Below are 21,433 nucleotides of genomic sequence, written 5' to 3' on the forward strand. Positions count from 1 at the left end.
CCCCGGCCAACCCATGTTGGAAATTTACTTATGATAGGGCACCTCGCGGCTCGCGGCGGTACACCCTCGGCGAGCCGCCGTCTTTCGTGAAGGTCTGGCGGCCCACCCACTCCGCGGCGTAGCGACCGTGTGCGCCCAGCAGTTCCAGACCGTGGCCCGGGGCACCAACCTCAGCCTCGGAGCCCCGCTCCGGGACAGGGCTGCGGAACTGCGCAGCCGCTGACCGTCTCCGCGAGGCCCGGCACAGGAGTCGGCACGATCGTCGGAAGGGGGCGTCGTAGGGTCCACGGTTCTGCCTGGTCAGCGACCCACCGCAAGCAGTTCACTGGTTTGGGTGTACCGACGCTGCAGGGGCTGGTGGTGAGAGGTGTTGTGGAGTGGAAGTAGGAGTGTCACATGCCAGTGGCAGACATCATGATCCTCACGGGGGACGAACAGCGCCGGTCCAGCGACCGGGGCGCGCAGCCGCCCGAGGGCTACAAGAAGGTCGAAGTCGATCTCAACAGGAACGCGGGCGGTGACTACATTTTCCTGTGCTACGCCCGCGACGACAGGCACGAGCCGATCGAGGACCTCAAAGTCATCACGTCCTCGAGTCCCAACCCCAGCCCGCCGCCCGGCTTCCGCCGTATCGACACCGACCTCAACTCCAACGCGGACGGCAGCTACATCTACCTCTGCGAACGCAAGGACGTTGTGCTGGCCTAGAACCCGGGCCGTCGCTGTCCCACGGGCCCGCGGGAGCCGACGTGGCTTCCGCAGACGCGGGCCGACCTGGTCACGCCCTCCGAGCACACGAGCTGACCACTTGCTGCAGCCGGACACCGCCGCTGCGTCCGCGCCAGCTTCCCGATCCTGGGCAGCCCGGCCGGACTGGCCGCCGAAGCGACCGTGTGCGCCCAGTTGCTTCCGACCGTGGCCCGCGGCGACAATCTCGCCCTCGAGGTCCCGTTCCGGACTGGGCTGGGCTGAGGAACTCGAGAGAGAAATCTCCGTCCCGGCACGCTCCGCGACGCCTCGGGAAAAGCCGCTGCCGTCCGGGGCGTGCGCTGGGAGACTGCGGGGATGACCACGCAGCGGCTGCCGTTCCCGGTCCCGGACGAACGCGCCCACCTCTTCGTCGACAGCTTCGCCGACGTGCACGACCTCGTTGAGGACCTGGTCGTGCCCGCCGGCGTGCCCGAGGCCGCAGCGACGGTCCTGCGTACGGCCCGTGAGCTGCTGCGTCAGTCGTACTTCTGCTACGAGATCTCCACCGTCGCGGTCATGCACTCCCTGATCGCGGTGGAGATCGTGCTGCGCGACCGCATCCCGGACGCGGGCAAGAAGCCGCTGCACCAGCTCGTCAAGCAGGGCGCCGCCGACGGGATCCTGGCGGCCCGGCAGGCGGAGTACCTCGACTATGGCCAGCAGATCCACAACGGCATGGCGCACGGCCAGACCACCCACGCGGCGATGCCGCCGGCCATGGCGGTGCCGATGGTGACGACCTCGTTCGCGATCGTCACCGAGCTCTGCGCCGCTGTCCTCTGACGCCGAACCTGGACCGATTGCGTTCGCGCCTGCCTGACGGTCACGGCTCGGTAACGGCGCTCAGGCGAGTGTCACACCGTCGACTTCCGCCACACCTCTAGCAAGTGACAGGGGGACTCCATCCGGCCCCCCGCGCCACCTGCGTGAGGAGCCTTGTCATGACGTACACCAGCAGCGCCCGGCAGCCCGAACCGGAGCCGCGCCCGACCTGGCCAAGGGGTGCCGAGCGGCCTCCGGGCGGCCAGGAATCCAGTGCCGTGAACGGTGCCGTGAACGATTCCAACGTCGTTCCCATCACCGCAGCTCACACCGCCCGACAAGGGGCCTCCCAGCACGCTGACACCTCTCTCCCTTCCGCTGAGACGTCGGCGAAGGGGAAGAAGCCCTCTCCGGCCAGGAAGGTGCGTGCCGATGCGCTGCGGATGCTTGGGTGCGTGCGGATAGCCACGGTCCGGCAGATGGCGCAGGTGATCACAGAAGAGGATGCGGACGGCCGGTCGTACGTGCGCAGGGCGCTGAGGAAGCTGGCGGAACTCGGGTCGGCAGAGACGAACGGCAACGACGGCAAGCACCCGATCTGGAACCTGACCCCAGCGGGGCAGAAGGCTCTGGCCGACGGCAACGAGCTGCCTCCCCGACCGAGGGCCGGTATCGGAGCGAAGGCGGTGAAGGCCGGGTTCGGTCCGCACGGTGTCGCGGTGACGGACATGATCCTGGCCTTCGACGGCCGCAAGCATCTGACCGACTGCCAGGTGGAGGTCAACCACGCCATCAAGGAGACCGGCCTGAGCTTCAACACCGACGCCGTCCTCGCACTGCCGACCAAGACCAGCGAGGTGCGCCTCTTCGAGCTCGACAACGGCACCATGTCCCAGGCCCGCCTCGCCAAGGAGGTCTGGGACTACGAGCGCTACGCCGGGCACCGCGTCTGGGAAGGCGCCCGCGGCACGATCGGCAGGACGTTCCCGTTCTGGCAGCGCCACCGCTACACCCGCTCCCAGACCTTCCCACGACTGCATGTCGTTCTGGCGGGCAAGGAGGAGCACCTGCTCGACAACCGCCTCCAGGCGCTCGCCGACGACGTGAAGGGGATTGCCGTCGCGGTGTGGGTGAACACTCTGCCCCGGCTCCAGCGGGGCGAGCCCTGGTACGAGATCGGCGCCGACGACCCGGACCGGCGCCGCCAGCGCTACCCCGAGCCCGTCGGCCGCTGACGCCGCGCGCGACGCCGGGGCAAGCCCTTCGCGTGAGGGGCTTGCCCGGGGGGTGTTCCGGGCACGGCGGCCGAGCGGAAGGGTGCAAGTCCCTGGCTGGAGTTGAGGGTGGGGGAGGGCGGGACGGGCGGCGCGGGCGCGGCCGGGGATCGGGCGCGCTCGGAGGTGTTGCGCGTCGGCCGGGCCGCCGCACTGCGCCGCTGCCCAGGCCCGCGGCCGCCCCCGGAACCCGGCGGTTACGAGCTGAGCTTCTGGCGCACGTCCAGGTAGACGCCTCACGGCGCCAAGCCGTCAAGGGGACAGCTGAGAACCTCCTGTAGCTTTGCTGGCTGTTCGATTACGAGCGCAAGGGGGCCTCGGTGGACGTGGTGCGGGTCATGGAGTTGTTGGCCGAGCAGGGGGTCACGGTTCTGTTCAAGGCTGATGCCGAGCGCATGCGCGACGGGACGAAGCCGTGGACGTTCGTCGCGAGCGGGGCCCCGTTCCACGAGGACCTGCTGGTGCGCACGGACGCCATCTCTGTGGAGGCTTGTCTCGACGTCTGTCTGCCCCGGCTGCGTGAGTTCGGTCTGACCATCCCGGAGTGAGAGCTCTGGTCTTCTCGGCTATGCCGCAGCTGCCTCAAGTCCTTCCGACGGCGGCGGGAAGGCCAGTGTTTCGTCGTAGCGTTCGCCGTACTGCAGGCAGTGATAGATCTGGCCGACCAGGCGGTTGAACAAGTGACGCAAGGCGGCGGCATGCCAATCGCCGTGTTTGTCGCGTCGTCGCCGGTAGTGGACCTTGGCACCCGGCGAGGCGGTCAGGGCAGCGAAGTCCCACAGGTAGCCGGCGTGGTTGAGCCGGTCGTTCTTCACGCGGCGACAGGTGATGCTGGACTTCTTGCCGGAGGCTCTGGTGATGGGCGACGAGCCCGCATATGACTTCAGTCCGCGGGCGTCGGCGAAACGGGTGTGGTCGTCCCCGATCTCGGCCAGCACCCGGGCGCCGAGCTGGACGCCGAGACCCGGGAAACTCAAGATCACTTCAGCGTCCGGGTGCTGAGGGAAAGCCTCTTCCACCGCCTTGGCACTCACGGATGACCATGCCTCCGAGCACCATCAGGTCGATGTTCTCGTCGTCGATCAGTTCGTCATACACCGCGAGGTTGTTGGTGATCACGGTGAGTCGGCGACCGTGCAGTTGAAGGTGCCAGCCGGTGGACCGTTGTGCCGCTGTCGAGAATGATCGCCTGTCCGTCCTCGATCATTGTGGCCGCTTGGGCGGCTATGGCGTCCTTCTCCGCCGCTAGAACCTCGGCGGCCTCGTTGAAGGGAGCTCGCTCCTCGTCGATGATCGCTCCACCATGGACACGGGTGAGCAGCCCGTCCGTCTCCAGCTTGAGGAGGTCACGGCGGATGGTCGCCGCACTGGCGTCAAGCTGCTTGGCGAGGTCTGCCACGGAGGCGGTGCCGCCGGAACGCAGGGCCCGCAAGATGAGTTGGTGTCGTCGTTCAGCCAGCACGCAAAGGGACACTACACGCTGCCGACTCGCGCAATCTGCCGACTTCTAGCCGCAGTTGACGACAACTCGTGCGTCCGCGGAGGTGCCACCCCCTGTGCTGGGCGGCCCACCTCAGGGTCTGGTCGGTTCGAACCCTTTGAAGGCAGCCCAGCTCGCCACGCATCGCAGAGGGACCGCTCGCCACGATGCACAGGGCAATTGCTCTGAGGGCCTTCCGCCTCATTTTGTTAGCCCCAATAACGGTGAACGGTCGGGACTGCCTGTCCGTATGAGTGACCCAGGCATACTCCCTGCGACACCGCAATTCTGGGTATCAGTTGCAGGGCGAGCCAGTGTAGTCGCCAGATGCAACCCTCGCCCAAGTGTGCGACGCTAAATGGGTGGTGCGCCTGTCAGGCGACTGACTAAGGAGCCTAGAGATGACAGTCCAAGACCAAGCCACGCGTCCAAAGAAGAAACTGGTTGAACCTGCGTCTGTGGACACCAGGAGCGGCTGGGTCTTCAAGGTAGGCAGATACATCGCCAGAACTCACGGGGAGTTCTTGTACGGCGTCAAATTTACAGGGTTCAATGACAAGAGCGTCATACTGGCGCAGATCAGCGAGGTGAAGAACAAGAACGGTGTATTGGTTCCAATGGCGGGGGACGCCGACTTGTCGGTCTCGTCCGTCGCGCTCGATCCAGACGACAACGAATTTGTCCTGGTCAGGGGATGGGTTGCCTGGGGCCATGACATCGATTTTCGGATTACTCTCTTCGGGATCGTGTAAGCCGCAGGCGCAAGAGCAGCGTGGCCCGGGTGCGGAGACGTCGAGACGGAGTGCACGGCGCGCAGGCGGCTGTGAACGAATTAGGGCTTGCGCCCTGTGAGTAGGCGATGAGCCCCCTACCGCTGTCGGAGCACCGCGCTTGATCACTTCTGACCGACCTTTCGACGAGGTCCGGTCAGGCGTCCGGGACAGCCACGGGGTTGTCGCCGAGGTGGCAGAGACGGGCGTCGACGGTTGCCTCCGCCGGGACTCGAACCGGGCCGTCACGCAGTCCAGCAGCGGACGCCGCTGTCGCTCCCATACGGCATCCACGTACGGCAACTCGACATACCGCCCCGCAAGATCCACCCCAGCCGGAACAGTCATCCGGGGCCCCAGCGCGCTCACTTCACGACTAAGGGCTGTCCCGTAAATGATTCTTGGGCCGGCTGACGTGGCTGTTCGTTGCTGGCCGTGCACCGCCCGCCTACCCGACGAGGTCAAGGCTGTGCAGGCATGCGATGCCGAGCATGGCGTGGTGGACGCCGTCACCCACCGCCGGTGATTGTGGTGACCCAGCACAGGCGCAACGGCTGGACCCGGATGTTCGCCGTCAACGGCCCTTGCCCTAGAGCGCGGTCCAGCGTCTAGCGTCTCCGCCATGACGACACCTCAGCACAAGATCGGATCGGGCTTCGGCGCCCGGAGCACCGCGGACGACGTCCTGAGCGGGATCGACCTGTCCGGCAGCACCGCGATCGTCACCGGTGGCTACTCGGGACTTGGGCTGGAGACAACCCGCGCCCTGGCGGCTGCCGGAGCCCGCGTCGTGGTCCCCGCCCGGCGACGGGCGGCCGCTCAAGAGGCGGTCGAGGACATCGACGGCGTCGAGACCGACGACCTCGACCTGGCCGACCTCGAAAGCGTCCGCGGTTTCGCCGAGCGGTTCCTGGCCTCGGGGCGCAAGGCCGACATCGTGATCAACAACGCTGGGGTCATGGCCTGCCCCGAGACGCGGGTCGGCCCGGGGTGGGAGGCGCAGTTCGTCACCAACCACCTCGGCCACTACGCGCTGATCAACCATCTGTGGCCGGCGATCGCCCGCGGTGGCGCGCGCGTGATCGCCGTGTCCTCCGGCGCCCACGGCATCACCGGCGTGCGCTGGGACGACGTGCAGTTCAAGCGTGGCTACGACAGATGGCAGGCGTACGGGCAGGCGAAGACGGCGAACGTGCTGTTCGCCGTGCAGCTCGATGCGCTCGGCCGCGACGCCGGAGTCAGAGCGTTCGCCGTGCATCCGGGCAGCATCCTCACCCCGCTGCAGCGCCACCTTGCGAAGGCGGAGATGGTCGACGCGGGCTGGATCGACGAGAACGGCAACCCGACCGATCCCACCTTCAAGACGCCCGGGCAGGGCGCGGCGACGCAGGTATGGGCGGCGACCTCCCCTCAGTTGGCGGGCATGGGCGGCGTGTACTGCGAGGACTGCGACATAGCCGAGTCGGCCGGCGACGGCTCGGAAGGCGGCGTGCACGCACACGCGACCGACCCCGAGCAGGCCGCGCGCCTGTGGGCGCTGTCGGCCGACCTCACGGGCGTCGACGTGTTCGCGGCGGCAACCTAGCTCCGGACGTCGCGGGTCACCGTTTCAGGTCTGTGGCCAGTCGGCCCCCGGGCCGGTCACACGATACGAATCAACGACCCGCGCGGTACGGGCCTACTGTCCCGTAAGCGATCTTGCTGCGTCATGATCTTGGTCGTGGCTGGTGTGATCACGGCGTCGGAGCCGTCCTGGATAGCCCCGTTCACCGGGCTGCGCCCGCGTACCTTCAGCAAGTTGGTGACCCGGCTACGCCGGGAGGGCGCCGACTCGCCGGGCCGAGGACGGCCGTGGAAACTGCCGTTTGCCGACCGGGTGCTGCTCGTTGCTGCGTACTGGCGAACGAACCTGACGCTACGGCAACTGGCCCCGTTGTTCGGGGTGTCGAAGTCGGCCGCCAATCGAGTTATCGACCACGTTGGACCGCAGTTCGCGCTGCAACCACGCAAGCGGTTCGCAAAGGACACTGTGCTCATCGTGGACGGCACCCTGGTGCCCACCCGTGACCACAAGGTCGCCGAGCAGTCCAAGAACTACCGCTACTCCACCAACCACCAGGTCATCGTCGACGCAGACACCTGCCTGGTCGTTGTGATCGGCCGACCGTTGCCAGGCAACCGCCATGACGCTCGGGCCTGGGCCGAATCCGGCGCCAAGGACGCCGTCGGCAAGACGATGACCATCGCAGACGGCGGCTACCGCGGAACGGGGCTGGTGATCCCGCACCGACGGCGCTGCAAGGACGAGGAACTACCGGACTGGAAGGCCGCCCACAACAAGTCCCGCCGTCCGGTCCCGCCGGGGACCACGGCGGCGCCGGCCCGTCAAACTCCGTGCAGACAAGGCGTACTTCTCCGCCGAACACCTCAGCTGGCTGCGCGAGCGTGGGCTCGTCGCGCGCATCGCGCGACCAGGCATCGAGTCCGGCGAACGCCTTGGTCGGCACCGCTGGAAGATCGAGCGGTCGATCGCTTGGCTCTTCGGCTACCGCCGTCTGACCATCCGATACGAACGAAAGGGCTCGCACTTCCTCGCCTTCCTCGGCCTGGCCGCTGCCCTGACCTGCTACAAGAAGCTCGCGAAACTTGCCACGTGAGACGCCCTCTAAGACCGTGTCCTACGTGGTGAGGCGTCGTTGGGCTCGGTATGGGGCGGGGTACGTGGAGTTGGATTGTTCCGGACGGGCTGTGGGAGATCGCGCAACCGCTGATCCCGCCCTCGAGAGTGCGGCCGCAGGGCGGCGGAACGCAGGACACCCCTGATGAGACGCTGTTCGCAGCCATTGTCTATGTTCTGGTCAGCGGCTGCGCATGGCGCCAATTGCCGCCGTGCTTCGGGATATCGAAGTCGACCGCCCACCGCCGGTTCCTGATCTGGTCGAGAGCCGGTGTCTGGGGCCGCCTGCACGAGGCCGTGCTGCACCGGCTCGACGACGCCGGCCTCATCGACGTCACCCGCGTCGTCCTGGACACCGCCCATGTCAGGGCTAAAAAGGGGGCGAACACACAGGTCCGAGCCCTGTCGACCGGGGCAAGCCGGGTTCCAAGATGCACATCCTGTCGGACGCGAACGGCCTGCCCCTCCTCGTCGGCGTCTCGGCCGGTAACACCCACGACAGCGAAGGGCTCAAGCCCATGATCGAGGGTCACCACACGAGACACGACCCCCACCGCGGCTGGCACTTCAAGCCCCAGCGCCTGCACGCCGACAAAGCCTACGACCGGGCTGACCTGCGCAGGTGGCTCTGCGGCAAGCGCATCGGAGTACGCATCGCCCGCAAAGGCATCGAGTCCAGCGAACGATTAGGGCGACGTCGCTGGGTCATCGAGCGCACCATGTCTTGGCTCTCCGGCTACCGCCGACTCAGCCCCCGCTACGAGCGCAATCCCCGCAACTACCTGGCGCTTCTCGGACTCGCCGCCGCCCTCTGTTGCTACAAACGACTCATCCGCCTCACCACGTAGGACACGGTCTAAAGACAGCGCACAGCTATGCAGTGCTACCGATGGGCTCGTTCCTTGTAGAAAGGTACGCAGCCCACATGGAGCGACGAACGGCCCCACCGTCGGCCAGTGCGCTGCGCCATCGCCAGAGGAGCGGCTGGACCCCCCGCCCAGAGGAGTACGACCAGCTCGTCACCGTGACGCGGCGCGGCACACCGCTGCAACGCAACACGCTGTCCGAGGCATTCAACCGAGCGAAGGCCAAAGCGCGTGCCAGGGGCGTTGCGGTGCCGGTCACTGCGACCTTCCGGGACCTGCGCGACTTCATGGACGCAGTCCCTATCGCCGCAGGCGTACCGCCCCGGAGCGTGCAGGCTCGCATGAGGCACGGGACGCTCGCCGAGACGCTGGACACTTACGGCTTCGCCTTGGAAGTGGACTGGGAACATGCACCGGCTCCCTTCGAGGAGCTGTTCGGTATCCCGGCCCCTGCGGGATTGCCTGAGGTGGCGCTACTGCCGCGCTCGCAGCGGAGAGGAGGGCAAGCTGCGGGGGCGCGTAGCCGTCAGCTCGGCGTTGGACCGAGCAAGCGAGTGCCTGGCCCGGTTGTCGCCGCCCGCAAGGGGAGGAGACAGGCGTGAAACTGCGCGCTCATCGTGCACGTGGCCATCGCATGCGAGTTGGCTGTCGGTAGTGTGCATGCAATGTGCACGCGGCCCGACGTGACGGAGCTCTTGTGCAGGTCAGAGCAGGTTACAGACGCGTCAGTACGGTCCCGGCAGGACAGTTCGTTCGTGCCGGTCGCATCCTGGGCCTGAGCCGCATCACGGCTGACCTGGTAGTTGTCCTGGTGCACCAGCGGAACCCGCGGTGCAGGACGCTGCTGGTGGACGTGCTCGTCAATGTGCTGGCGCCGCCGCTGCGTTCGAGAACTGCCTGGCGTGACACGTGGGCAGCGATGCGGGCTGGGCTCAGCCCGCATCCCCCGCCACTTACTGTCGTCCTTGGTGAGGTGTGTACTCGTCCGCGGATTTCCCTCGTCGTCTGTTACTTGTCGACCAGCGACATGTGGTGCGCGTTGTATCGGTCTCCCTGAACCCCGATCCGGCCGGCGAGTTCGTTGAGGTCCGCCAGTTCGTCGGCGGACAGCGGTAGTTGGGTGGCGCCCGCGTTCTCCTCGATCCGTGCGATGCGTCGTGTGCCCGGAATCGGCACGATCCACGGGTTCTGCGCGAGCAGCCAGGCGAGTGCGACCTGCCCGGGTGTGGCGTCCTTGGCCTGCGCGAGATGGGAGATGTGCTCGACGAGAACCTGGTTCGCCGCCCGGTTCTCGGTCGTGAAGCGTGGAATGTTCGCGCGGACGTCACCGGTCACGAACGAGGTCGACGCGTCCACCGTGCCGGTCAGGAATCCCTTGCCGAGCGGGCTGAAGGGCACGAATCCGATTCCGAGCGCCGCGCACGTCGGCAGGACCTCCGGCTCGGGGTCCCGGGTCCACAGTGAATACTCGCTCTGTACCGCCGTGACGGGGTGGACCGAGTGCGCACGGCGGATGGTCTCCGCACTGGCCTCGGAGAGCCCGAAGCAGCGGACCTTGCCCTCCTGTACGAGTTCGCCCACGGTGCCGGCGACGTCTTCGACCGGCACTTGCGGATCGACGCGGTGCTGGTAGAACAGGTCGAGCCGCTCGACCCCGAGCCGTTTGAGGGAGGCCGTGGCGACGGCACGGATCTGTTCGGGCCTGCTGTTGAGTCCGGCGGGAGCACCGTTCTCGATGCGGAATCCGAACTTGGTGGCAATCACGACCTGGTCACGCAATGGAGCGAGGGCCTCGCCGACGAGTTCCTCGTTGACGTAGGGGCCGTACACCTCAGCGGTGTCGAAGAACGTGACCCCGCGATCGACGGCGCCGCGGAGTACGGCGATCATCTCGCTTCGGTCACCGGGGTTGGGTCCGTAACTCTGGGACATTCCCATGGCGCCGAGGCCGATGGCGGAGACACGCAGGTCGCGTCCGAGCGTTCGGGTGTGCATGGTTTCTCCTTGTCGAGGCCGGCACCGGCCGACCGGTGTCCATCGCAGGACGGCTGGCGGCAGCGTCCTGTGTCGTTCATGACGAGCCGCCGGGCATGCGGTCGGTCCCTGGCGCGTTGCCGGTCGGAACGGTGCTTGGGCAAGGCGGTGTTCAGGGCTTCCAGGTGAGCGAAGTGGTGTCTGATGGGCCGGGCTGCCACACTTCGTCGTCGAATACGAGAACGATCCGTTCGCGCAGGCCGCCCTGCTCGAGCCGGGTATGGGCGGCAACCGCGTCATTCGCATCGAAGGACATGGCGGCGCGCAGCGTGACGGTGCCGTCTTCGACCTGGTCGCGCAGACGTACGATCGCGGCCCGGTCCGTCCGTCGCTCTCGCACATTGAGGTGCTTGACCTTGATTCCGCGCCCTGGATCGCCGTCCCAGGAACGCAGGATGCCGATCTGACCGCCGTCACGCACGGCGGGAACGATCTGCTCGTGCAGCAAGGCGGCATCAGCCACTGCGTCCACCGGGGTACCGAGCTCTTTGAGTACCCGGCGGGCGATCTCGGGGCCGCGCGGTATGCACACGTGCGCGCCGAGTGAGCGCAGGAGGACGGCATCCTCCTCTGCCGCGACGGCCGCGACGTGAAGGCCCGCCGCGGTGCCGAGTTCCACGAGATATCCGCCGACCGATCCCGCGGCGCCTGTCACCAAGAGCGTGGCGCCTTCTGGCAGCCCGAGTTCGTCGAGCACGTTTTGCGCGGTGAGCGCATTGTTGAGGAAACCGGCCGTCTCGGCAGCCGAGGCGCCCGAGGGAGCGATGGCCACGGACCGCGCGGGAAGGGCGAGATATTCGCTGTAGCCGCCCCACCTCCCGGCATTGTCGACGAATCCCACGACGCGTGTGCCTGGCACCAGGCCCCAGCGAGGATCGACGTCGCTGCCCACCTCTTCGACGGTACCGGCGACCTCCATCCCGGGGACGAAGGGCGGGGTGAGGCCCTGGTACAGCTGCTCCAGCTGCCCTGACCTGACCATTGCGTCCACGGGATTCACTCCGGCGGCGTGAACACGGAGCCGCACCTCCTCGGCTTCAGGACGCGGCTCGGGGAGTTCGAACGACTGCAGCACTTCCGGTCCGCCGAACTCGCTCAGTCCAATTACTTTCATCCGGCCGTTTCCCAACTTATCGCGGTGTGGCATGGCGAGGCTTTTCCTGTATTTCTCCCGAAGATTCATCATCATCGTACCCAGGCGCTCCACTCGGAAGGGGGGAAGGATTTTTCCCAGGACGAATCCTTCCCCTGTACAGGGATGGCCGACTGTGCAAGCTTCCTACGTATGGCAGCGTCGGCGTCGGCAGGGGTTTTCGCGTCCGGATGAATGTCGCATGCATCGGGCCGGAGAGAATAGACCCTCCAAAACCCGACCCGTGGCGGCAAGGGCGGGACGAAGAGATGGCCGCGCTCGAGGAGCACTACACGCCTCGGCTGGCAACCGGCATGAGCGCCGCCGACCGTCCACCGGCGCGCTGATGGCACATAACCCGCCTTGATCGAAATGCTGCTGCCGCCATGGACGAGAGGGGCCTGTGCGTGTCGTCCAAGCCGCAAGGCTGAGTCCGCCAACGATCACCACGGCAGCGGCGGTCGTCAGGCACTGAGCAGCCCATGCCCTGGAGCCGGCGGCGAGCAAGAGTGCCGAAAGTGTCTTCAGCCTGGGCGCCGCCGACCTCTCTGCCCGTTTCGAAGACTCGACCTGCAGGTGACGGCAGGGCTGGTGGTGGAGGGGCGTTTGGTGCGCGGGGTCGCGGCAACATGCCAAGCTGTGAGTATGCGACGCGATCCGAGCCTGGAGGAACTGGGGGCCTTCCTCAAGGCGCGCCGTGCACAACTGAGTCCCGGCGGGGTCGGGCTGCCCGACAAATTCGAGTCCCGACGTGTTCCCGGCCTGCGGCGTGAGGAAGTCGCTCAGATGGCCGCGATCAGTACCGATTACTACACCCGGCTCGAGCAGGGACGCGTCCAGGCGTCGGCGGCCGTCCTCGACGTGCTCGCGCAGGTGCTCCGCCTCGACGGCGATCAGCGCGAGTACCTCCTGACCCTCGCGGGGAAGACGGCCTCGACCACCGTCGGCCGGAGCGCTCGCCAACGAGTCCAGCCTCAGATGCAGCATCTGCTCGACGGCCTCTCCCTGACCGCGGGCTTCGTCATCGGGCGCAACACGGACCTGCTCGCATGGAACGCCATGGCTGCCGCCCTGGTGATGGACTTCGGACGTGTCCCGGAGGAACAGCGGAACTACGTCCGTCTGGTGTTCACCGAGCCCGCCATCCGCGTGCTGTACCGGGACTGGGAGGACATGGCTCGCCTGGCACTGTCCCACCTGCGCATGGACAGCAGGCGGAACCCTGACGACTCTCGGCTGACTGCCCTCGTCGAGGAGCTTTCCACGCGGGATCCGCAGTTCCGGCTGTGGTGGACCTCGCACGATGTCGCCGTGCGGGCCGGCGGCACGAGGCTGCTCCGGCATCCAGTGGCCGGCGACCTGGCCCTTGAGCGGTCCACATTCATGTGCGCCGAGGATCCCGAGCAGCAACTCGTCGTGTGGACCGCGGAGCCCGGAAGCCCGACGTACGAGGCTCTGTGCTCTCTGGCGTCCACGATCGAGAGGGCGCAGGGGGAGACTGGACCGCGCCCCGTGACGCGTGCGCCGAGCAGGCAGAGCGGACCTGGGCTCTGAAGACGTGGTCTCCGCCGTCGGACCGGCGACGTCTGTTTCATGGCCGCGTCGGCACACGACTTGCTGTCATTCATTATGGAGTGCTCTGGAAGAGACGCTTGGCGTTCGCTGTCGTGAGCGATCGCCACGTGGTGCCTTCCGCCGGTGGCTCGGCGGCGTCGATCGCCGCGATGTGCGCGTCGGCCAGCGGGGACGGCGTCCAGCAGTAGTCGCTGCCGAAGAGCAGACGGTCCGGATCGACGAGCTTCAACAGCGCCGGCACCTGGCGTGGGAAGGCGGTGCCCGCCATGTCGTAGTACAGGCCGCGCAGTTGTTGCACCGCGTCCAGGGTGGGCGGCTGCTGCGACGGCAGGAACAGGCTCATGAACTCGTTGATGCGATCAGCGAGGACAGGCACCGCGCCGCCGCAGTGCGGGACGATCACCTTGAACCGACTACTACACACGGCTGGAGCAGGGCCGCATCCAGCCGTCCGCGCCGGTGCTGGCGGCTCTCGTCAGGGTCCTGCACCTGAAAAATGATCAGCGGGACCACCTCTTCGAGCTGGCCGGCCGCAAGGTGGCACGCCCGCGCCGCCAGGCCACACAGAAGGTGCAACCGCAGTTGCGCCGCCTGCTCGACGGTCTCACCGCGGCCCCCGGTATGGTGATCGGCCGCCGCATGGACATCCTGGCCTGGAACTCCCTGGCGGCCGCTCTCTTCACCGACTTCGATCGTGTCCCGGAGAAGAGGCGCAACTACGTCCGGCTGCTCTTCACCGAGGCTGCCTTTCGCGACCTCTACCTCGACTGGAGCACGGTCGCCCGGAGTTGCGTGGCGCAACTGCGCCGCCACCTGGCCGGCCTGCGGGTAGGCACCAAGAGGCTGCGCCACCCGGTCGTCGGCGACCTTACGCTCGACTGGGACAGCCTGACCTGCTCGGCCGACCCTACGCAGCAGTTGGTGATCCTGACCGCGGAGCCCGGGACGCCGTCCCATGACGGACTGCGCCTCCTTGCGTCGCGGACTGCCGACCCGTATTCGCCGGAACGGGGTGCGACAGCTTGAAGTGGACCCAGAAGGTCGGGACGAGCCGGCCGGCACGCCGCCGGCCGTCAGCAGCCGATAGGTGCCGGTGGCCCGTTCCGCCGGAAGCGTCGTCGCGGCCCGGAGGGTGATCCGGCCGTCCTCCACCTGCTGCTGAATCCGGTCGAGCTTGGCGCGCTGACGGGCGTAGCGGAAACAGGAGGATCGGTTCGACGACGACGTCTCGCTTGCAGGGACCGGCGAAACCGTGCGGCGTCACCACGCGGCCGCCGTCCCGGACGGCCCGAGCGGTGAGAGCGCCGAGCAGCGCCCCGTCGAGGAGGCCGTCGACGCCTTCGGGGACTTCCGCGCGTACCCGGTCCGGGTACTTGAGGCCGCGACGGAGTATGACGTCGGCACCCAACTCCTTGATCAGTGCCTCGTCCACCACGACTGCCATCACACGGCCGCCGACCGTCAGGTCCGTGTCCGGGCCTGTCTGGTCGACGACGCACGCGTTGTCCATCCCGGGTACGAACGGCGGACAGGCTTCCGGTGGCCAGGGGAAAGGTTTTCTTCCCACGCGACTCCGACCACGGTGACCCTGGTGAAAGGGCTCACCCGACGGAGCCGGACTCCGTCCGCTTCCGGTCCGCTGCCCAGGACGCCAGCAGACGCAGTCCGTCGTGCGAAGGGGAACCGGGTGCTGCGGTCCACACGATGATGTGCTGCTCAGGGTCCGTGGCACACGTGAGCGTGTCCCAGTCGAGCGTCAGTTCCCCGACCGCTGGGTGACGAAGCTTCTTGGTGCCCTTGCCCCGCGTGGCGACATCGTGCTCGGTCCACCACTGCCGGAACTGCGAGTCGCGGGCGGAGAGCTCTTCGACCAGATCGGAGAGACGCTGGTCGCCGGGGTAGCGCGCGCTCTCCATGCGCAGCTGCGCGATGGCCAGGCGGGTGACCTCTTCCCAGTCCGCGTACAGCTCGCGCATCCAGGGTTCGGCGAACAGCAGCCGGACGAACACGCGTTCCTGCTCCGGGTAGCGCCCGAAATCGGTCCACAGGGCGGCGGCGAGCTGGTTCCAGGCCAGGATGTCGGTCCGCCGACCGATCACGAACGCCGGAGTGGCGGTGAGGTCGTCCAGCATGCGCCGCAGCTGGGTGTCCACCTGCTGGCGATCATGTTGCCTGGACGGGCGCACCGTCTCCCTCGCCGCGAGCTCGAACATGTAGACGCGCTGGTCCTCGTTGAGGCGAAGCACTTGGGCGATCTCGTCCAGCAGGGGACTCGACGCTTGGAGACGGCCCTGCTCGATTCGCGCGTAGTACTCGGTGCTGATCGCGGCGAGTAGGGCCACTTCCTCGCGGCGCAGACCCCGCACACGCCGCCGCTGGCCGCCGCGCAGTCCGACCTCCTCGGGGCTGAGCTCGGCACGGCGGGCCTTGAGGAACTCGCCCAGCTCGTTCAGGTGCGGGTTGCGGCTCATGATCTCCAGCGTCGCACAGGGGCCCGGCGTTGTGAGGGGGAAGGATTCTTCCTACCTTGCGCTTGGCCAGCATGGAGAAATCATCCAGTATCCACCCTCATGCCTGCGCGCAACGAGACTCGGCGGCCCAGTCCCGCACGTTGCGCGTCATGGGCAGCCGAGTGAGCGCACCGCTGCGGCGTCAGCTCAGTGCCTTGAGCAGTTCCTGGGCCAGCGGAACCGCCGAGCCCGGGTTCTGGCCGGTGAAGAGGGTGCGGTCGACCTCGACGTGCGGGGCGAACGGGTCCGTCTCGCGGAAGTCCGCCTGGAGCTCGTTGACGAGACGGTCCTGCAGTAGCCACTTCGCGCGGTCCGCGAGCCCGTTCTGCTTCTCCTCGGCGTTGGACAGACCCGTCAGGCGGTAGCCGGTGAACGGGGATGTCCCGTCGGGGCCGATGGTGGCCAGCAGCGCGGCGGGGCCGTGGCACACCAGGGACACCGGCTTGCCCGAGGCGAGCCACTCGGTGAGCAGCTTGCCGGAGGCGGCGTTGTCGGGCAGATCCTCCATCGGGCCCCAGCCGCCCGGGTAGAAGACGGCCGCGTAGTCGTCGATGTTGACGTCCTCGATGCGCAGCGGCTGCGCCAGCTCGGTCGCCTCGCGCAGCGCGGTCCGCATGTGCTGCGCGCCTTCCTCACCGCCGTTGAACTCCGGGCTGAGGCTGAGCGCGTCGGCCGTGGGAGGCACCCCTTCGGGAGTCGCGGCCGCGATCTCGTACCCGGCCTCCTTGAAGACCTGGTACGGGCCGAGCGCTTCTTCGGCCCAGAAGCCGGCGGGCTGCCGGGTTCCGTCGGCCAGCGTCCAGTGGTCGGACGCGGTGATCACGAAGAGGATCTTCGCCATGGGGGGCTCCCGGTGGTGGTCTCAGTCCTTGAGGGCTTGCTGGAGGATGTGGCTGTCGGCGGCCTGCCGCATCTCTACGGCCTTGCCGTCGCGGACGGTCCACAGGTGGATGAACCGGACGTCGGCCTTCTTCCCGGTTTTGGTCTCGGCGTGGTAATGGCCATATACGAAGACGTGGTTTTCGTTGTCCGCGTAGAACTCCTCGGGCACAGCGCCGAAGGACTCGTAGTTCGGCATCATTCCGCCGAAGAAGTCCTTCGCCGCGCTGTCCCAGCCGTGGTACACGCCGCTGGTCGGGAAGCCCGGGGTGATGTCCCAGACGAGGTCCGGCGCCATGATCTCGGCAGTCACTTCCGGGGCCATTCCGGATTCGTAGAGCCGGCGGATGAGGGTGAGGTGCGGGGAATCGGACATGGTTCTCCTTGCGGAGTGGGGAATCGGATGGAGGCCCTGAAACGGAGCATGGTGAGGCGGCTTCTCGAATGTCGTGCTCGCCGCGTGATCAAGCATGGCATCGGAAGGGCGCCTTGTGAGGGGGAAGAATTTTTCCCTGGCATGCCATTTTCGGGTATCCGGTTCAGCCCTTGGCGGCGAATGAAAAGGGCAGGCCGCTGGTGCCCAAAGCCACGTGGGCGCTGCGATGATTGTGTGGGCGACGGGGTCAGCCCTCGGAGGCGTTCCACAGTTCGCTGAGTTCCGCCCAGTCCGGTGCTGGGCCCTGCAACGCGGTGGGCCCGTCGGCGGCCGACGTGCGCAACCCGGCGAGGATCACTTCCAGGTACCGCAAGTGGAGTGCGGTGGCGCGCTCGTCGCTGACGGGAATCCGCGCGGTGAGGTGTTCGAGCAGCAACGGGACGTCGGCGGCTGTGAAGTCGGCGCGCAGTACTCCCGCGCGGTGCGCGCCTTCCACCAGGTCGTCGAGGACGGCCCGGAGCCGGGCGGCGGCGGCCGCGATCTCGTCCGTGGCCGGCAGGCGGCCGCCGACCAGGGGGAGCAGTGGGCCGCCCGGTCCCTGGGCCGAGAGTGCCTCCCGCAGGAAGCGGGCGAAGGCGGCCCAGGGGTCGGGTTCCTCGGTGAGAGCCGTGCGTGCCTGGGTGACGAGCTGTTCCATCCCCACGATGCGCATCCGCTGGGCCAGCAGTTCCTTGCTGGGGTAGCGGCGGTAGAGGCTGCCCATGCCGATGCCGGCCCGGCGGGCGATCTCCGAGACGGGGGCGTCCCAGCCTTGCTCGGCGAAGACCTCGCGCGCGGCCCGCATGAGGCGGGCGTCGTTGAGGTCCGCCTCCCGTCGGCGGCCGCGCGGTCTGCCGGTCTGCGTGTCACCCATGGACAGGTATTTTCCTCTACCGTCGTGCCACGCCGTGCCCACCGTCGACGGTGAGCACCTCGCCGGTGACGAAGCCGGCTTCCTCGCCGAGGAGCATCGCGATCGCCCGGGCCACGTCCTCCGGCTCCGCGACCCGCCTCAGGGGCGTGTTCTCCGCCAGCCGCTGTTGGAGGTCCTGCGGCATGTGCGCGCTGCTTTCGGTGCGGACGTAGCCGGGTGCCACGACGTTGACGTTGATGCCCAGCGGGCCCGCCTCGTGGGCGACGAAGCGCGCGAAGGTGTTCAGGGCGGCCTTGGCGGTGCCATGGGCGGCCATGCCCGGGGCGGGCGGCCCGTCGGCCACGGCGCTGGAGACATACACGATGCGGCCCTGTCCCCGGGAGCCCATGAGTGCCAGCGCGTGCTGGGTGAGGGTGTAGACGGAAGCCAGTTCGTCCGTCACCTTCGTCCTGAAGTCGTCCCAGGCGAGGGTCTGCACGGGCGTGGGGGTGAACCGGGCGCCGGCGTTGCAGACCAGGACGTCCAGACGCCCGTCAGTTGTCGAACGCTCCAGCAGTCCGGCTGCTTGGGCGGGGTCGTGCACGTTGGCCTGGACGGCGAAGGCTTCGCCGCCGTCGGCCTCGATGAGTCTGACCACCTTCTCGGCCGCCTCACGGTTCGAGAAGTAGTTGACGGCTACGCGGTAGCCGCGAGCCGCCAGTTCCCGCGACGTGACAGCGCCGATCCCCCGGCTGCCGCCGGTCACCAGGGCCGTCGGCGTCGTCGTGGCGTTCATGTGTCCTCCCGAGCCATCGTGATCGTCGCCAACCTATCGGAGCGGAGCGCTCCGCTCAAAAAAGTGCCGGCGAGGTGGAATCGGCCCTTCCGACACCGTGTTGTCCTCTGACATGAGCGAAGCAGTAGTAGCGCGTGCCTACGGTGGTCCCGAGGTGCTGTCGGTGATCGATGTCGCCGTAGCGGAGCCCGGGCCGGGGCAGGTGCGCATCGAGGTCCGCGCCGCCGGCGTCAACCCCTTCGACCACAAGATGTACAGCGGCGCCTTCGGGACCGATCCGGCGGACCTGCCCATGCGGCTCGGCGCCGAAGCGGCCGGTGTGGTGACCGCGGTCGGCGCCGACGCGATCGGCCCCGCCGGTCCGATCGAGATCGGCGACGAAGCGATCGCGTACCGAGCGCCCGGCGCGTACGCCGCCGAACTCATCGTCCCGGCCTCGTCGGTGGTGCCCAAGCCCGCCGCTCTCTCCTGGGAGCAGGCGGGAGGACTGATGGTCACGGGCGTCACCGCTGTGCACGTCCACGAAGCGATCGGCCTGCGCGAGAACGACACCGTGCTGATCCACGGTGCCGCGGGAGGCGTCGGCCTGATGGCCGTGCAGCTGGCCGTCGAGCGCGGCGCCCGGGTGCTGGGAACGGCGAGTCCGGCCAAGCACGACGTACTGCGCGACCTGGGCGCGATTCCGATCCCGTATGGGCCGGGTCTGGCGGACCGGGTGCGTGCGACAGCGCCGGAGGGCGTCCACGCGGCTGCCGACCTGGTGGGAACCGACGAGGCGGTGGACGTCTCGGTGGAGCTCGTGGCGGACCGTTCCCGCATCGCGACCGTCGCGGCGTTCGAACGCGGGGCCCGAGCCGGCATCAAGCTCCTGGGCGGCGGGCCCGGCGCGGACCCCGGCACAGAAGTCCGCGCCGCCGCGCGCCTGCAGCTCACCGAAGCCGCGGGGGCCGGGCGACTGCGCGTCCTGATCGCCGCCAGCCACCCGCTGCGCGAAGCCGCCACCGCGCATCGGCAGATCATGACCGGGCGTACGACGGGGAAGATCGTCCTCGTCCCGTGCCCCGGCCCTTGACCGCACCGGCGACTTCGTGCGGATGACCGTGGCTGGCTGACGCACGAGTCCCGATGTGCTGTACCCGTGCCGTCACGACGCAGTGAGAAGCGACGAGGGAGTGCCCGACGCCGGCCGTCAGGCGCTGAAGCCGGCCGACTTCGTGTTCATGATCCCTCCGGCATTCCACCCGGAGGAGGACACCTTCGAGATCAGGCCGCTCGCAGCGGCCCACCATGTGGGCGCGCCTGGTTCGTGTAGCTGTCCGCCCTCCACCCGCACTCGGGTGCTGTGCGCAAGCGGCTACGGCTCAGCGACCGACAAACTCGCGGGATGGCCCGTCCTGCTTGCCGAGGCCGTGCGCGCACGAGGAGTCGACCTTGAGGTGGCGAGGGCGGTGGACTGGGCGGAAGCGCCGCTTGCGCCCGGTGTGGCCGACTCCGCCTCCCGGGTATCGGACATGCGCGCCGTGGCAGGACTACGACCGCCACGGCCTGCGCGGCAACAGCAACGTTCTGCGGATGCTGCTCGCCGTGAACCCGCGTCCTTCGAGCAAGTGGCCACTGCCTTCGCCGCGGGCTGAGCGATGCCGCAGTCGGGCGAACCCCCTGGCGGCCGACGAGCGATGCGCCGGGACCGGGAGGGAGGAGTCAGCGTGCGCCGCGCCGCGCCGAGGCCCCCGACGCACAATCGCGGTCGGCCGACGGGCTCAGGCGTCGCGCACCGTCTTGCTCACACGTTCGAGCAGCGTCCGCAGCTGCGCGCTCTCGTCCGGTCCGAGGCCCTCGGTGATGTGGCGCTCGATGTCGGCGATCACCTGGTCGGCCGCGCGCAGCGCCTCCCGTCCGGCATCGGTGAGGTGCAGTTCCTGCACGTGCCGGTGACGGGGGTGTGCGCGCCTCTCCAACTGACCGCGGCCCTCCAGGCGTGCCACCAGTGAGGCGACGGCCTGGGGGGTCACGTTGAGGCGGCGGGCCAGCTCGGCGCCGGCCAGCCCTGGTTCGCTGTGCACCGACATCAGGAGTGTGTAGTGCGCGGCGGCCATGCCCAGCGGGCGCAGTCGCTGTTCCTTGAGTGTCTGCACCGCCAGTTCCGCGCGGCGCAATGCCCAGGTCACCCGGTCAAGCGCGCCGAGCCCGACAGGCTCCTCGTCATCACGTATCACCCGCCAAGGGTACGACACTTCATTACTATCAAGCGTTTGACATGAGGATAACGCTTGAGGCACGCTCGAAGTATGACTCGCACGATCGCCCTCATCACTGGCGCTTCCTCTGGCATCGGCGCCGAATACGCCCGTCTCCTGGCGGACGACCATGACCTCGTCCTGGTGGCGCGCCGCGCGGACCGGCTCGGCGACATCGCGGGGGAGCTCCGCGCCCGGGGTGCAGCCGTGGACGTACTGCCCGCCGATCTTGGCACCCATGAGGGCGTCACCGCTGTCGCCGATCGCCTGGCCGCAGGGGACGTGCGCCTGCTGGTCAGCAATGCCGGCGCCGGCGGCTACGCCCCCCTCGTCGATGTGGGCCCCCCCCCCCACACCACCCCGGCCGACCCCCCCAGGGGGATAAAAAAAAAAACACCCACCACAACAAAAAAAAAGAAAGGA

19 protein-coding genes and 5 pseudogenes are annotated in these 21,433 nt (G+C 68.1%); 13 read left to right on the plus strand and 11 right to left on the minus strand.

All coding sequences use genetic code 11. The annotated features are described in order from the left end of the window. The first annotated feature begins 396 nt into the window (after positions 1-396). From ACFT4A_RS31875 to ACFT4A_RS31890, 4 genes are all read left to right on the plus strand, one after another. Positions 397-708 carry a hypothetical protein gene (locus tag ACFT4A_RS31875; RefSeq protein WP_382836985.1) on the plus strand — a complete coding sequence of 104 codons (312 nt, stop codon included), beginning with the start codon at positions 397-399 and terminating at the stop codon, positions 706-708. Between the two features lie 357 nt (positions 709-1,065). Next, entirely contained in the window at positions 1,066-1,533 is a 468-nt protein-coding gene (locus ACFT4A_RS31880; RefSeq protein WP_382836988.1) for a hypothetical protein, read from the plus strand. A 422-nt stretch (positions 1,534-1,955) separates the two neighbouring features. Then, the gene (locus ACFT4A_RS31885) at positions 1,956-2,747 is read left to right on the plus strand and encodes a replication-relaxation family protein (RefSeq protein WP_382837173.1); all 792 of its coding nucleotides are present in this window, start codon (positions 1,956-1,958) and stop codon (positions 2,745-2,747) included. A 359-nt stretch (positions 2,748-3,106) separates the two neighbouring features. After that, on the plus strand, positions 3,107-3,334 hold the full coding sequence (locus ACFT4A_RS31890; protein ID WP_382836991.1) for a hypothetical protein: 228 nt from the start codon (positions 3,107-3,109) through the stop codon (positions 3,332-3,334). A gap of 18 nt (positions 3,335-3,352) precedes the next feature. On the opposite strand, the pseudogene ACFT4A_RS31895 reads toward ACFT4A_RS31890, so the two are convergent. Next, positions 3,353-3,814, minus strand: a pseudogene (locus ACFT4A_RS31895) (transposase); the annotation flags it as partial. A 1-nt stretch (position 3,815) separates the two neighbouring features. Then, positions 3,816-4,248 (minus strand): annotated as a pseudogene (locus ACFT4A_RS31900) (DeoR/GlpR family DNA-binding transcription regulator); the annotation flags it as partial. Positions 4,249-4,667: 419 nt separating this feature from the next. Here ACFT4A_RS31900 and ACFT4A_RS31905 point away from each other — a divergent pair. The 5 genes and pseudogenes from ACFT4A_RS31905 (at position 4,668) to ACFT4A_RS31925 (ending at position 8,561) form a co-directional block, all read left to right on the plus strand. Continuing rightward, complete coding sequence (locus tag ACFT4A_RS31905) at positions 4,668-5,018, plus strand: hypothetical protein (RefSeq protein ID WP_382836994.1); 351 nt, start codon at positions 4,668-4,670, stop codon at positions 5,016-5,018. 640 nt (positions 5,019-5,658) lie between these two features. Then, a complete protein-coding gene (locus ACFT4A_RS31910) occupies positions 5,659-6,621 on the plus strand; it encodes an SDR family NAD(P)-dependent oxidoreductase (RefSeq protein ID WP_382836997.1) in 963 nt (320 codons plus the stop codon). 135 nt (positions 6,622-6,756) lie between these two features. Further along, a pseudogene (locus ACFT4A_RS31915) lies at positions 6,757-7,392 on the plus strand (transposase family protein); the annotation flags it as partial. A 76-nt stretch (positions 7,393-7,468) separates the two neighbouring features. Beyond that, positions 7,469-7,693 (plus strand): annotated as a pseudogene (locus tag ACFT4A_RS31920) (transposase); the annotation flags it as partial. 50 nt (positions 7,694-7,743) lie between these two features. Further along, positions 7,744-8,561 (plus strand): IS5 family transposase gene (locus tag ACFT4A_RS31925; RefSeq protein WP_382837000.1). Its coding sequence is split into 2 segments (ribosomal slippage): positions 7,744-8,086 and positions 8,086-8,561, totalling 819 coding nucleotides; the frame shifts between segments, so codons are not numbered across the junction. 1,026 nt (positions 8,562-9,587) lie between these two features. Here ACFT4A_RS31925 and ACFT4A_RS31930 read toward each other — a convergent pair. Both ACFT4A_RS31930 and ACFT4A_RS31935 read right to left on the minus strand, forming a co-directional pair. Continuing rightward, on the minus strand, positions 9,588-10,574 hold the full coding sequence (locus tag ACFT4A_RS31930) for an aldo/keto reductase (protein ID WP_382837003.1): 987 nt from the start codon (positions 10,572-10,574) through the stop codon (positions 9,588-9,590). A 151-nt stretch (positions 10,575-10,725) separates the two neighbouring features. Continuing rightward, positions 10,726-11,802, minus strand: a complete 1,077-nt coding sequence (locus ACFT4A_RS31935; RefSeq protein WP_382837006.1) for an NADP-dependent oxidoreductase — start codon at positions 11,800-11,802, stop codon at positions 10,726-10,728. Positions 11,803-12,390: 588 nt separating this feature from the next. Between ACFT4A_RS31935 and ACFT4A_RS31940 the strand changes: the two genes are divergently transcribed. Then, a complete protein-coding gene (locus ACFT4A_RS31940) occupies positions 12,391-13,299 on the plus strand; it encodes a helix-turn-helix domain-containing protein (RefSeq protein ID WP_382837009.1) in 909 nt (302 codons plus the stop codon). Positions 13,300-13,372: 73 nt separating this feature from the next. Here ACFT4A_RS31940 and ACFT4A_RS31945 read toward each other — a convergent pair whose 3' ends face one another. Next, positions 13,373-13,723 (minus strand): amidohydrolase family protein, encoded by a 351-nt coding sequence (locus ACFT4A_RS31945; protein WP_382837012.1) that lies wholly within the window; start codon positions 13,721-13,723, stop codon positions 13,373-13,375. A gap of 5 nt (positions 13,724-13,728) precedes the next feature. Between ACFT4A_RS31945 and ACFT4A_RS31950 the strand changes: the two are divergent. Beyond that, a pseudogene (locus tag ACFT4A_RS31950) lies at positions 13,729-14,346 on the plus strand (transcriptional regulator); the annotation flags it as partial. A 575-nt stretch (positions 14,347-14,921) separates the two neighbouring features. On the opposite strand, the gene ACFT4A_RS31955 reads toward ACFT4A_RS31950, so the two are convergent. The 5 genes from ACFT4A_RS31955 to ACFT4A_RS31975 all read right to left on the minus strand — a co-directional run bounded on the left by ACFT4A_RS31955 (position 14,922) and on the right by ACFT4A_RS31975 (position 18,773). After that, positions 14,922-15,791 carry a helix-turn-helix domain-containing protein gene (locus ACFT4A_RS31955; protein WP_382837015.1) on the minus strand — a complete coding sequence of 290 codons (870 nt, stop codon included), beginning with the start codon at positions 15,789-15,791 and terminating at the stop codon, positions 14,922-14,924. 181 nt (positions 15,792-15,972) lie between these two features. Continuing rightward, entirely contained in the window at positions 15,973-16,671 is a 699-nt protein-coding gene (locus ACFT4A_RS31960) for a type 1 glutamine amidotransferase domain-containing protein (protein WP_382837018.1), read from the minus strand. Between the two features lie 21 nt (positions 16,672-16,692). After that, positions 16,693-17,085, minus strand: a complete 393-nt coding sequence (locus ACFT4A_RS31965; RefSeq protein WP_382837021.1) for a nuclear transport factor 2 family protein — start codon at positions 17,083-17,085, stop codon at positions 16,693-16,695. Between the two features lie 247 nt (positions 17,086-17,332). Further along, the gene (locus ACFT4A_RS31970; RefSeq protein WP_382837024.1) at positions 17,333-17,998 is read right to left on the minus strand and encodes a TetR/AcrR family transcriptional regulator; all 666 of its coding nucleotides are present in this window, start codon (positions 17,996-17,998) and stop codon (positions 17,333-17,335) included. Between the two features lie 16 nt (positions 17,999-18,014). Next, a complete protein-coding gene (locus ACFT4A_RS31975) occupies positions 18,015-18,773 on the minus strand; it encodes an SDR family oxidoreductase (protein ID WP_382837027.1) in 759 nt (252 codons plus the stop codon). Between the two features lie 112 nt (positions 18,774-18,885). On the opposite strand from ACFT4A_RS31975, the gene ACFT4A_RS31980 reads away from it, so the two are divergent. Continuing rightward, positions 18,886-19,845: a zinc-binding alcohol dehydrogenase family protein gene (locus ACFT4A_RS31980; protein WP_382837030.1), complete on the plus strand. Its 960-nt coding sequence runs from the start codon at positions 18,886-18,888 to the stop codon at positions 19,843-19,845. A 688-nt stretch (positions 19,846-20,533) separates the two neighbouring features. On the opposite strand, the gene ACFT4A_RS31985 is transcribed toward ACFT4A_RS31980, so the two are convergent. Next, on the minus strand, positions 20,534-20,989 hold the full coding sequence (locus tag ACFT4A_RS31985) for a MarR family winged helix-turn-helix transcriptional regulator (RefSeq protein ID WP_150479104.1): 456 nt from the start codon (positions 20,987-20,989) through the stop codon (positions 20,534-20,536). A gap of 72 nt (positions 20,990-21,061) precedes the next feature. Here ACFT4A_RS31985 and ACFT4A_RS31990 point away from each other — a divergent pair. Further along, positions 21,062-21,433: SDR family NAD(P)-dependent oxidoreductase (locus ACFT4A_RS31990; protein ID WP_382837033.1), on the plus strand; the 372-nt coding region annotated here is incomplete at its 3' end.

This window comes from Streptomyces sp. NPDC057099 (assembly GCF_042671245.1).
Classification (GTDB): Bacteria; Actinomycetota; Actinomycetes; order Streptomycetales; family Streptomycetaceae; genus Streptomyces; species Streptomyces purpurascens.